We start from the raw sequence: 13,750 nt of genomic DNA on the forward strand, positions 1-13,750 counted from the left end.
GCCGCCTGCTTTTTCTCCTCACTAATTAATGGCAGTGAGAGTATATAAACTAAGTGGTAGTACCAATCTACGCACTATGATTCAACGATCAGCTCAATAGCTTGTGAGAACCCAAGACCCACTGGTATTCTCCCCGGGCCTTAGCCTCAACAGCCTGCTTTTTGCCTAAATACGTCCATCTGAACGAATTCACGATCTACAACTGCCTCCTGAATTCACCGGTGTCCCTCAGATTGACTCAGGACGAGTTTTTCAGAGTGACCAAGGGCCATTGAATCGTGGTTGGAAAACGCCGTCAGAATCCCCTCAGACGTGCGAGGTTTGGACGCTTGTATGTTTCAACCCATCTTGTCAAGCACGTCTCGGCGGGCTTCTACCGATACCTGATCGTACTTCATTGTCGTCTTCGGACTCTTGTGTCGTAGTTGATCCTTCGCGGCTTTCAGGTCACGATGATGGGTCATATACGTCCCAACAGAGTGACGAATGGTGTACCACGACATTTGGCGGTTCTCGTAGTCGATCTCCGCTTGATCACAGAGCCGCCGAAGGAGCCGGGCGAGGCTTTTCGATCCGAACGGGTTCCCGTGGGTCGTCAACCAAAGCGCGTCAGTTCCCTCGTATCGAGGTATCTGTTCTCGTTCAGTGAGCCACCGCTGTAGTGCCGTCGCCGTCCGGTTCGTGAGCGAGACCGTCCAATTACCCTCGTTCTTGGACGACTCTTCGTAGGGGATACGAAGTACGCCGTTCTTGTAGTCTACCCATTTTGTCGTCGCGTTGCTCACCTCGTCAGGTCGAAGCCCCGCGTCGAGGCTCGTCCACACCAGTGACGTTATTTCCCATCCGTCGATCTCGTCCCAATCGTCTTTGGTGACCTCTTCATAGGGCTTGCCGAGGACGGTAGCGACGTGGTGTTTCCATCCGCTCCGCTCTTGGGGAGTCAGAGAATCGTACGCAGGGATATTCCCCTCGTTGAGCGCGGCTTGTCGGATCTTTCTGCGCTCTGGTTCTGAGAGATAGTCGCGCGGCTCAAGGCTCGATCCCCGACTTCGGAAGGTGTACTCGAACTCCCACTCGGGTTCTCCCCGCGTGTAGTGGAGCCACTTCGAGAGGTGGTTGATCGCTTCTTGCAGCTTGCCCTTTTCGACTTGGCCGGTGTCGGAGAACGCAAGGTGTTCTATGAACGCTTGCGCGTCGGCTTCCTCGGGTGGATACTTGTAATCACCATTCCGTTCCCACAGCCATTTGTCAAATCGTGCAGTACGGTATGAGTCGCTGTAGACGGTGTATTCGGCGTATCCTTCCGCCCTATTGGGGTTCTTCCCGACATTCAGCAGCCACGACAGGAATTGGATTCTCTGCTCTTTGTAGTCTACGAGCTGTTTCTCGGACAGCACGCCGTCGTGCGTTTTTGGGACGACTACGATGCTTCTTCCGGGGTCGAGATCGGGGTCAACCCCTATGTCGCAGTTATTCAGCGTTATCGGTAGGTCGATCTTCATTTTCTGGTCCTACCGAAGCAAAACCGACAGACTGCATCGAGGTCAGATGCGCGGGACAGGATTCGAACCTGCGGACCCCTATGGGACAGCGTCCTAAGCGCTGCGCCTTTGACCGCTTGGCTACCCGCGCGCAAGCCATCCTACTGCCAACTCCTAAATCAACCTGTCGCTCCGCACGGAGGGTTCTTGTGCACCGCGGTCCACTCTACAGTATGTACAGCGCCCGGGACCGAGTCGAAAACGAGGAGTGGCTGACCCGAATCGAGCGCGCTGCGGATCGGCTAGGTCTCGGCTCCGAGGCCCGCTCTTATGCGACCGATATGTTCCTCTCCGAAGTACCCGCCGAGGACCGGTCGAAGCGTGCCGTGGCGGCGGCGAGCCTCTACGCCGGTGCCCTCATCGCGGGCGAGGAACGGGCGCAATCCCGGGTCGCCGACGCGATGGAAGTGAGTCGGCTCAGCGTCCAGCAACACTGGAAACCGATACTCGAGGCTGCGGGGTTTCGCCCGCCTTCGTGGTAGGTCGGAAGCACAGACAGCCAGATCCGTATCGGTCTGACCGGGATCCGATGGTCGCGGGGGAGACTTCGATGCCCCTCAGGACGTATCTTCGGCCGGACGCTCGGGACCGCGTCCCTCGCGATCCGGCGTCACGTTCCCGTGCCGATCGATCTCGCCGCGAACGATCCGGGTCGACGATATCCGGTCTCCGTCCGCCGCAGTGACGTGATCGACGACTTCGATGTCGAGCGGCTCGTGCCCGCGCTCTCGGCGGATTTCGTTGATCCGCTCGCCCCCGTCGCGGGTCTCCGGTGAGACGATGAGTGCGTCGAACTGCGGTTCGGTGGCGATGCCAGTCGGCTCGTCCAACTGCCGGACGGTGAACTCGCGGTCGTGTTTCGCCGCGAGCGGTTCGAGTTCGTCGACGAGATCCTGCTTTCGGTCCTCGAAAGACCTGACGTAGCGGTCCACGTGGCGGGTCTTCGGGGCGAGTTCGTCGCTGGTGAGTCCGACAGTGACGTCCCCCAACTCGAAGGCTCGCTCGAAGAGCGCGAGGTGACCGTCGTGTACCGGGTCGAACGTCCCGCCCAGCGCGACGTGCATACCCGGCCGAGGACCTCCCGGGACTTAAACGGGACGGGTCCGGGATAGGTCGGAGTGAGTGATTCGAGACAGGCACCGCCGAGAGTAATGATATAGCGATATAAGATTTATTTGTCCGACCTCGACCGGTTCAATATAGGGAGTAGATATGGGATTCGTAGGTCTGACGGACCCTATCGCCCCAATTATGGGTGTAGGTATCGATGATGTCGCCCCCGACGTCGCCGCGGAGGTATTTGACGATCCCGCGGTCGCCGGTCCGATCCCTGAGGTGTGTGGTGAAGAAGTGCCGGAAGTAATGCGGCGTGACGTTCTCTTCTGCGCCACCGCCGGAACGGTACCAGCCGGAATCGGTCGCGTGGCGTTCGACGAGGTGATGGACCATATCCGGGGTGAGCCGACTGCCCCAACTCCCCGACGTGCTGCAAAAGAGGGGCTCCGCGGGCGAGCGTGTCTCCGGGCGGATCGCGAGCCATCGGCGCAACGCCGTCGCGAGTTCCTCGTCCACGGGGACGATCGTCGAGCGTTTGCGCTTGTTCGACGCCGTACGCTCCTCGCCCGCGAGTACCTCGCCCGCGGCTGGTTCCGCAGAGACGTACAGCGACGGACCCCGGTTTTCGAGTTGCGCCCGAGGGGAAACCTCCGCGCTCGATACAGCAGCGAGAGCTGTATCGCGTGCGTTACTCGTCCCCTCGGAGAGGACGATGTCTCGGAGATCGAGGTTACAGAGTTCGCCGACGCGGATACCGGTCTTCAGGAGGGTCACGACGACGGCGTGATCCATCGGATGAGCGATTTCGGCGAGGAACTCGCGCATCGCCGGAACCGACACGTCCCGACGGGACGGGTTCGTGTCGATCCGTTCGTCCATCTCCTCCATCACGAGTGTCATCGGATTGGAATCGAACGCACCGACTTGAGCCAGGTACGCGTAGAACCGATGTAGATACGACGCGTACGTCGCGACGGTGCTGTCTGCTAAGTCTCCGTGTCGAAGCGAGTGAATCCAGGCCATACAGTCGCGATGGGTGGCGTCGTCCGGTTCGATCCCGATACCGCGGGGATTCCGCGACGAATCCGCGAGGAAATCCTCGAAGCGTCGAAGCACCCGTTTGTACGCCTCGCGGGTTCGATCGGACTTTCCGTGGTACGTCATATCCTGAAGGAAGTATCCGATGGGATCCTCCAGGTCACTTTCGTCCGCCGCGCCGACGCTCATTGCTCCTCCGTAGTGTCGGGAGTCAGTGCGTACCCGCCGTGTCGCCCGCTATATCGAACCGCGTCCGAGGCCTGAAGTTCTTGTAGCGTCTCGTCGAGGCGGCTTTCGATATCGTCGGTCAGTGCTGCGAGCAGGTCGTCCCACGACTGGTACTCCGCCTCCTCGAGTACGTCGAGGACGCGGTTCCGGAACCCCTTTTCCGCTGTCTGACCCCCAGGGTTCGGGCCTCCATCAGCCGGTTCCGTGGTCGTCTCTTCGGTGTCACGTCCCGTAGTGGACGGGATCTCGAAGTCCCGCCGACCGGCCTGTACCATCGTCCGGACGAACTCGCTCTGGCTCATTCCCATCGCTTCGGCGTGTTCGATCCAGCGGTCTTTCTGATACGCCGGGACGTACGTCATCACCGTCTTCCGTTCGGTGTCTTCGTTGACGGCCATACCTGTCCGTGTATGTCCATTCACTTCACTTTACTGCAGAAATCAGAATAAGGTGGTTTAGGCGTTTATCTGCACTCAAAAATAGCACCGGAGAAATAGTTATTCCTGGAATATGAATGTACTATCTCCAGATCTGGATGTAGGAATACAAATAATAGATTATCAAAAGTGTTATGAATAACGTTTGTAACACACGCAGCATCATCGAATCGCGGACTCTGTTTTGCAGGTGGTTGCCGGTTACCGGCACCGACTATCGGACTGCTCCTTCGAAAAGAGTGGGGCATCTCGTCGAAGCGATTCAGGTCGAAGGAGACTCTTCGCTTCGAATCGGTAAGCCAGCAGTTGACCGTTTGGATTTCCGAGGAACGGCTGGTCGGTGAAAACGATATCTCGTCTCTGGTCGGTCCCTGGGGACGGGCCGTGTGCCGATGGTGGATGTCGTCCTGAAACGTCTCAAATCGACTGTTGCTTCGTCGTGAGCTATCGGGATACGATGTCGGGAATCAGGTTGTCGGCAGGGAGCTGAAATTCGTGCGAAACAGTTGCGAGCGCACCTCTAGGATTCGTGCGTAACGCTCGGCGATTTCTGTGTCTTCGCGCACCCGCCCGGCAACCGCGTGCGGTGGCTGAGCAATCAGTTGTAGACACCGCGTAATCTGTCGACGATGAACGGCGGGAGACGCGTTCTGTTGAAGGCGCGCTGACGAAGCTGAGGTTCTTGTTTTCGATTATGTGTCCGCGGTCGGAGGGCACGCTATGTTTTCAAGCGTGAGGCGAGTTCGTTCGACAGGGAGTCTCCGAGTACGACACTCTGCCCATCGGTGAGGGAGGAATCAGTGACTGGCGTAACAGACAGTACCGAACGCCGTTACGGGGCCGCCTCGGCATCGATGCTCCGCGAAATCACCGCATCGAATAGCGGGTGGAGTGGCTCTGCTCTCACCAATTCGTTTTCGCGGTCGTACGCGATGAGCTCCGCATCCGCGAGCAACGGGAGGTCCGAATGTACCAACTTGATTCGTACCTTCTTATGATCGTCTGGGGATGGATTCCCGTTCGCGTCTTCCCACTCGGTTAGGATATCTGCGAGATGGTCGACGGTGCACTCCGTTTCTTCGCGAAGTACATATAGAAGCCGCCGTCGGCGCGTCGACGCGAGTCCCTGGTAGATCTTATCGTTGGACAATTGCTGTGGCTTTTCGAGTCGCGTGCTTCGATCGAAGGGGACCGATTCGTCCCGATTGTCTCCCATTCCGTCTTGTCAGATGAGTATGAAGAATAATAAGTATTACTTCCATTCGATTGTCACCCGACCCATCTGGAGGTCGTTTACCTCCGAATTGCTAGAACAGGCCGGCGGCGTAATCGGTTCGTTCAGTAAAACTGGTGGTTCCACACAGACACGTATATCTTATATCGCTATATGGACCTAGTCGTCCCCGGTTATCGTCTCGGCCCCCGGTCGGCCCGGATCGACGACGCCGTCGGTCCACGTTCCGCGCAAGAAGTACGCCCCGGAGAGCACCACGATCAGTACGTTGGCCGCGGCGATCCCGTACCAGATCCCCGTCGCACCCAGATCGAACCACGTCAGGAGTGCGTACGCGGGCGGGATACGGAGCAAAATGAGGCCCAGGATTCCGAAGATCATCGCCAGTCTGGTGCTCCCGCTTCCGCGGTAGGCCCCCTGGATGACGTAGAACACGCCGAGGAAGACGTAGGTCGCACCGACGATTCGGAGGTACTCGGCCCCGATCGCGACGACGGACGCTGCATCCGTTCCAGTGATGAAGACACCGACGATAGCGGCCGCATTGAGATAGATGACGGCCGAGACGCCGACGAGAACGGCTGCAACGATGCCTGCACTCGCCAGGACGGCGCGTTTCGCACGTTCGGGTTGTCTGGCACCGAGATTCTGGCCGACTACCGTCTCGGTCCCGCGGGCGAGCCCGAGCGCCGGCAGAACGACAAGCGAGGTGACGCGTGTTCCGATTCCGTACGCGGCGACCGACTCCGCGCCCGCGAGTGCGACGAGGGCCGTAATGACTGTCACCCCCAGTGACTGGGTGCTCATCTCGACGCTGGCCGGCGCCCCGATCCGGAAGATTTTCTCGACAGTCTCTCGCGTCGGCAGGAAGTCTCGCGGGGCGAGGTGGATGCCGACCCGTCCGGAGAGGAGGAGACCGAACGCGATTATCGCGCCGACGCCCCGAGAAGCGATCGTCGCGATCGCGGCACCCTGTACTCCGAATCCGCCGAACCCCGTCGACGCGTAGAGCTTCGCTTGGAGCGCCGCGAGGCCCGACACCTCGAACAGGAGGTTGTCCTGAAATCCCAATATGAGGAACGGGTCGATGACGACGTTGAGGACGACGCCGAGCAGCATCAGATACAGCGGTGTCCTCGTGTCGCCCCAGCCCTGGAGTAACGACTGAAAGATGAAGAAGCCGAACACGAAGGGGATGCCCAGAAACATCGTTCGGGTATAGGTCACGGAGAGGTCGAAAACGACAGTTTCGGGAGTCGCACCGATCAATTGGAGTAGCCACGGCGACAGCGCGTAGCCGAGAACCGAAAAGAGGACCGAGAGTCCGATAACGAACGCGATGGTCTGTCCCGCGACCGCGTTGATGCGATCGAGGTTGCCGGCTCCCTTGTTCTGGGCGACGAGCACCGTGCCGGCGACGGTGAAGCCGGCCGCCAGCGTGATGACGAGAAAGACGATCGCCCACGAGAAGGAGATGGCGCTGACGGCCTCCTGTCCGAGCCGACCGACCCAGAACGTATCCGCCAGGTTGTACGCCACCTGCAGCATATTGGTGAGAACGATCGGTATCGAGAGGACGAAGAGCGGTTTCAGCAGCGCGCCGTCCGTGAGGTTCACCGCGCGTCTCGAACCGGGGCCGCCGCTCATCGTCCCTCCGCGAGTATGGTCTCGACGTCGGTGACGGGGTCACAGAGACTCCCGGGCGAATCGAGAATGTAGATCGCCTTTGACACTGGTGGATAGATAGTCAGTTGGCCCGTATATCGATTCCGTTCACCCGGTGAAGCGCCCCTATCCAGCCCTCTGATCGGGTTCCGATCCGAGCCACAGACGGACACGCTGGACGGCGACGCCCACGACGAACGCGGCCCCGACGTTCGTCAGGACGCCCAGAATCCCGATACCGACGGTGAGCGGTAGATCGGCGGTGTCGAGGCCGGCGCGTCCGAGCTCGACGGCGATGACGGCGAGAACGACACCGAGCATCGCGAGCGGGAACGCGGCCACGACGCCGACCGCCAGCACCGCCGCCAGCGCGTAGAGGACGCCGAGAATCAGGTTCGCGCCCGCCGTTCGCGCGCCGAAGGCGTACTTGCCGGCGACGCCGCCGCTGCCGTGGCACATCGGCATCGCCCCAAGGGGGACCGCGAGGAGGTTCATCGCGCCCATACTGGTCGCGAGTTCGTCGGGAGAGACGTCGGCGTCGAAGTAGTCCGAGAGGAGCAACGAGGTCGCGACTGCCGCGTTTCCGACGGTCATCGCCAACTGACCGACGGTCGCGCCGAGGGACGCCGACGACGCGTCCGCCGCCGTCGGAAGCGTCACACCGATCGAGGGGAGTCGCGGATCGGGGAGCCCCGTCTGTGTAACCGCGACGACGACGCCGAGTGCGACGACGAGGAGCGTACTCGCCCGGGGACGGCCGACGGCGACGCTGACTGCGACGGCCGCGAGTGCGAGAAGGGCGTAGCCGACGCCGTCGAGACTCAACTGAATTCCCGTCTCCAGCAGCACGAGGCCGACCGCGAGTTGGACGCCGCGGATCACCGGCTGGCCGACGTGGCGTTCGATCCGGGCCAGTGCGCCAGTGGTACCGACGAGCAACAGAACGAGGCCGGCGAGAAGTCCCGCGACGACGAGTCCGCCGGTCGTCAGGGTACCCGCAATGACCAGCGCGGCGAGCGCCTTCATCGGCTCCACCGAGATCGGCAGTCCGTAGTGAACGCCCCAAACGATCTGAAACGCTGCGAACCCCAAGAGCAGATGCGCCAGCGACAGCTCCGTGAGGGCGGCGACGGCGACGACGATCGGCAGGACTGTAACCGAATCCCCTAACGCTCCCGTGAGCTCGGTACGGGACAGAGAGATTCGATTCCCTGCGACGATACCGGTCGATGAGACCACAGTACAACACCATCTCGGAGCCATTTAATCCCTTTGTGACGGCGGAACAGCGTCGAAGAGGTGGTTCCCTCGCCAGCCCTGAGTAACCATTTATAGTTACAGCCCGATCAGAACCTTTTTGCGACGTCCGACAGTCGTTGTATCTATATTGATGCAACGACGGCAGTTCATCCGGGCGGGGGGAGTCGGCGGCCTCGTCGCACTTGCCGGCTGTACGAGCCAGGCGGATCGTACCGGTTCGGAGACCGGCGGGACGGTCGGACAGACCGCGGACGGAACGTCGGCCCGCGCGTCCGGAACCGGACAGGTCGGCGACGGCGAACTCGTGCTGGCGACGACGACGAGCACCTACGATACGGGTCTGCTCGGCCACCTCAACCCGACGTTCGAGGAGAGCTTCGGGATCACGATGAAGACGATCCCGAAGGGGACCGGTGCGAGTCTCCGGACCGCCCGCGACGGCGACGCTGACGTCATCCTCGTCCACGCGCGGACCGCCGAGGACGAGTTTATGCGGGACGGGTTCGGCGTCAACCGGCGCGACGTGATGTTCAACGACTTCGTCGTCGTCGGTCCCGAGGACGATCCGGCCGGAATCGACGGGATAGAGAGCGCGACCGGAGCGTTCCGGACGATTTCGGATACCGAATCGACGTTCGTCTCCCGCGGCGACGACTCGGGCACGAACAAGAAAGAACTCCTCGTCTGGGATGAGGCGGGCGTCGACCCGAGCGGCCAGTGGTACCGCGAGATCGGGAAGGGAATGGGCGACACGCTCGTCCAGGCGAGCCAGACCGGCGCGTACACGCTCGCGGACCGCGGGACGTTTCTCTCGATGAGAGACGAAATCGATCTCGGGATTCGGGTCCAGGGACCGCTCGAAGGCGGTCCGGTCATCCTGAAGAACCCCTACGGCGTGATGGCGGTGAACCCGGCCACGTACGACGACGTGAACTACCAGGCCGCGATGGCGTACATCGGCTTTCTGACCGGCCCACGGGGCCAGACGATGATCGAGAACTACACCTCGAACGGATCGCAGTTGTTCTTCCCGAACGCGATCGCCGGAGAGCCGAACTTCGATCAGTACGTGCCGCAGGGATACACGGCCCGAGAAGCACAGCGTCTGTCGCGACCGGACAGAGAATACGTATCGTGGGTAGAGTCCGAAGTGCCTGACGACTACTGAAAACAGATGTCACCGACGGAACTCCTCGTCGCCACCGCAACGTCGTCGGCCGCGGCTCCGCCGGCCGCGCTGCAGTTTCAGCTCCCGGACGGCGGCTGGTCGTACGTCGTGAGCATCGTTCTCGTCTCTCTCCAAGTGAGCCTGACCGCGATCGCCCTGAGCACGCTCGTTAGCCTCCCTGTCGCGCTCTTCGTCGGCTTCACCGACTTCCCCGGCAAGCGAGTCGTGACGGCGATCATCAACACCGGGATGGGATTTCCGAGCGTGGTCGTCGGGCTCGCCGTGCTCATCGCGCTCTCGAACAGCGGTCCGCTCGGCTCGCTGGACCTCGCGTTCACCCCGGAGGCGATGATCGCCTCGCAGTTCGTCCTCGCGACGCCCGTCCTCACGAGCGTCAGCCTCTCGGCGGTCGAGGGAGTGGAAAAGCCCGTCCGGGACGCCGCGTTCGCGCTCGGCGGAACGAGAGTCGACGTCGCGCTCGTCGTGATCAAAGAGGCGAGATACGGGATCGTGACCGCGATCCTCGCGGGGTTCGGCCGCGCGATCAGCGAGGTCGGCTCGATCCTGATCGTCGGCGGCAACATCGTCTTCAGCGACGGGCAGTCCTACACCAGAACGCTGACCACCGCCATTACGGTCGAGGCGCGGCAGGGGCGCTACGAGATCGGTCTCGTCCTCGGGGCCATTCTCCTCGCCCTCGTCTTCGCTGTCAACGGTCTCGGCTCGTGGATCAGAGGCAAAGGCCGGGGGGGATCGGGATGACCGTCGAGACGGGATCTGGGAGGTGTCGCGTCCGATGACGTTGTCTGGTGACGGCCTCTCGATGGGGTTCGACGGGGAACTCGTCTTGGAGGGCGTCTCGATCGACGTCGACGCCGGCGAAGTGCTCACCGTCGTCGGTCCCTCGGGGACCGGCAAGACCACACTGCTGCGTCTCCTCGCCGGGTTCCACCCGCCGGACGCGGGAACGATCGCCTGGGACGGGACCGACGTGTGGGCCCTCTCGGAATCCGAACGGCTGTCGATCCGTCGGGGGATCAGTATGGTGTTTCAGGAACCGAGCCTGTTCAACGCGACCGTCGCCCGGAACGTCACGTACGGGAGCCGCATCCGGCGCTCCTGGAGGGATCGGATCCGGGCCCAACTCGACGGACTCGTCGGCGACTCGTCGCTCTCGGAAGGCGCGCGAAGCGCGCTCGAAGTGGTCGGATTGACGGGGAAAGCCGACCAGAACGCGCTCTCGCTGTCCGGCGGGGAGGGCCAGCGCGTCGCGTTCGCCCGGGCGATGGCGGTCGACCCCTCGGTGCTGTTGCTCGACGAACCGACGTCGAACCTCGATCCGCGGAACACGGCCGTCTTGGAGGAGGCCGTCCTCCGTGCGCGAGACCGGGGGGTCGGCGTCGTGGTCGCGACGCACGATATGCATCAGGCCGAGCGGATTTCCGACCGCGTGGCCGTCCTCCTCGCCGGCGAACTCGTCGAGCGGGGACCGGCGGCGCAGATTTTCGAGGAGCCCGAGGACCGGCGAACGAAGCGCTTCGTCGACGGTGAATTGATGTACGACGTCGAGGAAACCGGAGAACGGGACGAATCGAGCGAGAGTCACGACGCGTACTCGACAGCGCCGAGGTGACAGATGGGATCGATACAACCGCAGGGGGAACCGTTCATCGAGGCCGACGGCGTCCGCGTCGACGCGCGGGACGTCGAAGCGCTCCGCGGGGTCGACGAGTACGGCTCGATGTACCGGGCGGCCGAGGAACTCGGGCGTTCCTACGCCCGGATCCAGCGGCGCGTCTCCGAACTCGAGGAGACGTTCGGGCCGCTCTTGACCCGTCAGCGAGGCGGAACGGGAGGCGGCGGGAGCACGCTCACGGCGAACGCCCGCGACCTCCTCGGGCGATTCGACCGTTTGCGCGCGGAGTTCTCGGGGCTGGCGCGGACCGAGGAGTCGGTGTTCTCGGGGACGCTCGTCGACCGCGACGGCCTCCTCGGTACCGTCGAAACGCCCGCAGGGACGATCAGAGCGATCGTCGCCGGGGCGGGTTCCGAGGGGGACGCTACTGCGGAGGCGGGAGACGATACCGAATCTCCCGACGATACGAACGAGATCGTTCAGGTCAGCGTTCGCTCCGACGCCGTGGTGCTCACGACGCCCGAGGAAGCCCCCAAACCGTCGGAGACGAGCGTCCGAAACCGGTTCGCGGGAACCGTCGAGAGCGTCGAGTCGGAGGGCGGTATCGCGCGAGTGACCGTCGACGTCGGCGTCGACGCTCCGCTTCGGGCGCTCCTGACGGAAACCAGCCGCGAGACGCTCGCTCTCGAGCCGGGAGAGACGGTCGTCGCATCGTTCAAGGCGACCGCGGCACGGGGAGTGCTCGCTCCCGAACACGGCGGCTCCGTTGGATCCGAGTCCGCCGAGGTCGACACGACGGAGAAGGGCACGAGTGAGGATACGACGGGAAACGACACGAGTGAGGAGTGAGCGCTATCGGGCCTCGACCGGCTCGATCAGGTCCGGCGCGTCGTTCGCGGGGCTGTTCACGCGCGTCGAAACCGGGTACGTCCGCCAGTCGTCGCCGGCGTGCGGTTCGAGCAGGTCCGCGACGTCCGCTCCGTCACCGTGGAGCCAGGTGGACTCCTCGTCGGGGTCGAGGACGACCGCCATCCGGTGGTGGAGGTCAGAGACGACGTCGTTCGGTTCGGTGGTGACGATGGCGAACGACTCGACGACGGTCGATTCGCCCTCACTTTCGTCGCCGCTCTCGTCGCCGACGCCACCGCCGAAGTCACCGAGCCCCGTCTGCGTGTGCGTCGGCTCCCAGCGCTCCCAGAGGCCGGCCATCGCGAAGGGGCGATCGTCGTCGAACGCGACCCGGTACGGCCGTTTCGTCTCCCCGTCTCGGACCCACTCGTAGAACCCGTCGGCGGGGACCAGACACCGCCGTCGCTCGTAGGCCTCGCGAAAGCTCGCCCTCTCGTCGACCGTCTCCGCGCGGGCGTTGATGCGGTCGTTCCCCGCCGACTCGTCGTCGGCCCACGACGGGATCAAGCCCCACTTGAGCCGACGGAACGTGTCGGGGTCGTCGTTCGCGATCACCGGCAGCGACTGCCCCGGCGCGCAGTTGTACCGCGGCTCCGGCGGCTCCGCGAAGGTGGCGTCGAACCGGGACTCCAGTTCGTCGGCGGGGGTGAAGAGCGTGTAACGGCCGCACATACTCCCGCGGTGGTGCCGGAGACGCAAAACGACCCCGGCCGCAGGGGCCGGTAGGAGTCGGGGCCTCGGCGGCGGCTTCGCCTCGAAGGGTTTAGGCCCGCTCCGCTCTCCTACTCGGATATGCGCATCGAGAACAGTTTCGTCCCGGCCGAGGGCGTCGGCGAGGGCCGCGAGCGCTCGCTGTGGGAGGCGGGCATCCTCACCTGGGAGGAGTTCGACCCCGGACGCGCGCCGCTGGGGCCGAAGACCGGCGAGCGGGTGGAATCGTTCGTCGCGGAGGCGCTGGAACGCCTCGACGACGGCGACACCCGGTACTTCGGCGAGCGGTTCCCTTCGGGTGAGACCTGGCGCTTCTACGAGAACTTCCGGGACGAGGCCCTCTTTTTCGACATCGAGACGACCGGCCTCGACTCGGATCGGGAGAACGTCACGACGGTCTCGTTCACGCGGGACGGCGAGACGACGACGCTGATCCGCGGCGAGGACCTGACCGACGAGGCGCTCCGCGAACAGTTCCGCGACGCGCCGCTCGTCGTCTCGTTCAACGGCAAGCAGTTCGACGTCCCGTTCCTCGAGGACAACTTCGACATCTCCGTCGACGCGCCGCACCTCGACCTGATGTACCCGTGCCGGCGGACCGATCTGACGGGCGGACTGAAGTCGATCGAGAAGCAGGTCGGGATCGATCGGGACCGCCCGGACCTCTCGGGACGGGACGCCGTGCGACTCTGGTACCGCTACGCCCGCGACGGCGACGAGGACGCCCTCGACACGCTGGTCTCGTACAACCGCGACGACACCGAGAACTTGCAGAACCTCGCCGACGTCGTCGCCCGACGGCTTCACGAGGACTCGTTGGGATCCGTCGCCGGCGCGTCTCCGGGAATCCCGGATCCGCTTTCGTAG

Annotated in this window: 14 protein-coding genes and 1 tRNA gene; 6 read left to right on the plus strand and 9 right to left on the minus strand. The window is 63.1% G+C overall.

What is annotated here, in order from left to right; all coding sequences use genetic code 11:
- Positions 1–338: 338 nt before the first annotated feature.
- Positions 339–1,502, minus strand: coding sequence for a tyrosine-type recombinase/integrase (locus tag NO876_RS03770; RefSeq protein ID WP_256420347.1), 1,164 nt, complete (start codon positions 1,500–1,502; stop codon positions 339–341).
- A gap of 47 nt (positions 1,503–1,549) precedes the next feature.
- A tRNA-Leu gene (locus tag NO876_RS03775) sits at positions 1,550–1,632 on the minus strand.
- Positions 1,633–1,714: 82 nt separating this feature from the next.
- Here NO876_RS03775 and NO876_RS03780 point away from each other — a divergent pair.
- Positions 1,715–2,023, plus strand: a complete 309-nt coding sequence (locus tag NO876_RS03780; protein WP_256420348.1) for a cyclin family protein — start codon at positions 1,715–1,717, stop codon at positions 2,021–2,023.
- A 75-nt stretch (positions 2,024–2,098) separates the two neighbouring features.
- Here NO876_RS03780 and NO876_RS03785 read toward each other — a convergent pair whose 3' ends face one another.
- The 6 genes from NO876_RS03785 to NO876_RS03810 all read right to left on the minus strand — a co-directional run bounded on the left by NO876_RS03785 (position 2,099) and on the right by NO876_RS03810 (position 8,438).
- Positions 2,099–2,605, minus strand: a complete 507-nt coding sequence (locus NO876_RS03785) for a phosphopantetheine adenylyltransferase (protein WP_256420349.1) — start codon at positions 2,603–2,605, stop codon at positions 2,099–2,101.
- A gap of 130 nt (positions 2,606–2,735) precedes the next feature.
- Positions 2,736–3,824: a tyrosine-type recombinase/integrase gene (locus NO876_RS03790; RefSeq protein ID WP_256420350.1), complete on the minus strand. Its 1,089-nt coding sequence runs from the start codon at positions 3,822–3,824 to the stop codon at positions 2,736–2,738.
- Positions 3,821–4,261: a DUF5805 domain-containing protein gene (locus NO876_RS03795; RefSeq protein WP_256420351.1), complete on the minus strand. Its 441-nt coding sequence runs from the start codon at positions 4,259–4,261 to the stop codon at positions 3,821–3,823. The genes NO876_RS03790 and NO876_RS03795 overlap by 4 nt, the downstream gene beginning before the upstream one ends.
- An 871-nt stretch (positions 4,262–5,132) precedes the next feature.
- Positions 5,133–5,516, minus strand: a complete 384-nt coding sequence (locus NO876_RS03800; protein WP_256420352.1) for a DUF7344 domain-containing protein — start codon at positions 5,514–5,516, stop codon at positions 5,133–5,135.
- A 177-nt stretch (positions 5,517–5,693) separates the two neighbouring features.
- Positions 5,694–7,181 carry an MATE family efflux transporter gene (locus tag NO876_RS03805; RefSeq protein ID WP_256420353.1) on the minus strand — a complete coding sequence of 496 codons (1,488 nt, stop codon included), beginning with the start codon at positions 7,179–7,181 and terminating at the stop codon, positions 5,694–5,696.
- 144 nt (positions 7,182–7,325) lie between these two features.
- Positions 7,326–8,438: a putative sulfate/molybdate transporter gene (locus NO876_RS03810; protein ID WP_256420354.1), complete on the minus strand. Its 1,113-nt coding sequence runs from the start codon at positions 8,436–8,438 to the stop codon at positions 7,326–7,328.
- Between the two features lie 145 nt (positions 8,439–8,583).
- On the opposite strand from NO876_RS03810, the gene NO876_RS03815 reads away from it, so the two are divergent.
- The 4 genes from NO876_RS03815 to NO876_RS03830 are packed head-to-tail and all read left to right on the plus strand — an operon-like array spanning position 8,584 to position 12,112.
- Complete coding sequence (locus tag NO876_RS03815; protein ID WP_256420597.1) at positions 8,584–9,627, plus strand: ABC transporter substrate-binding protein; 1,044 nt, start codon at positions 8,584–8,586, stop codon at positions 9,625–9,627.
- A gap of 6 nt (positions 9,628–9,633) precedes the next feature.
- On the plus strand, positions 9,634–10,389 hold the full coding sequence (locus NO876_RS03820; RefSeq protein ID WP_256420355.1) for an ABC transporter permease: 756 nt from the start codon (positions 9,634–9,636) through the stop codon (positions 10,387–10,389).
- A gap of 34 nt (positions 10,390–10,423) precedes the next feature.
- Positions 10,424–11,260 (plus strand): ABC transporter ATP-binding protein, encoded by an 837-nt coding sequence (locus tag NO876_RS03825; protein ID WP_256420356.1) that lies wholly within the window; start codon positions 10,424–10,426, stop codon positions 11,258–11,260.
- Positions 11,261–11,263: 3 nt separating this feature from the next.
- On the plus strand, positions 11,264–12,112 hold the full coding sequence (locus tag NO876_RS03830) for a TOBE domain-containing protein (protein WP_256420357.1): 849 nt from the start codon (positions 11,264–11,266) through the stop codon (positions 12,110–12,112).
- A gap of 3 nt (positions 12,113–12,115) precedes the next feature.
- Here NO876_RS03830 and NO876_RS03835 read toward each other — a convergent pair whose 3' ends face one another.
- Positions 12,116–12,844: an SOS response-associated peptidase gene (locus tag NO876_RS03835; RefSeq protein WP_256420358.1), complete on the minus strand. Its 729-nt coding sequence runs from the start codon at positions 12,842–12,844 to the stop codon at positions 12,116–12,118.
- 120 nt (positions 12,845–12,964) lie between these two features.
- Between NO876_RS03835 and NO876_RS03840 the strand changes: the two genes are divergently transcribed.
- Positions 12,965–13,750, plus strand: a complete 786-nt coding sequence (locus NO876_RS03840) for a ribonuclease H-like domain-containing protein (protein WP_256420359.1) — start codon at positions 12,965–12,967, stop codon at positions 13,748–13,750.

This window comes from Halobellus rarus (assembly GCF_024494595.1).
GTDB classification, from domain to species: Archaea; Halobacteriota; Halobacteria; order Halobacteriales; family Haloferacaceae; genus Haloquadratum; species Haloquadratum rarum.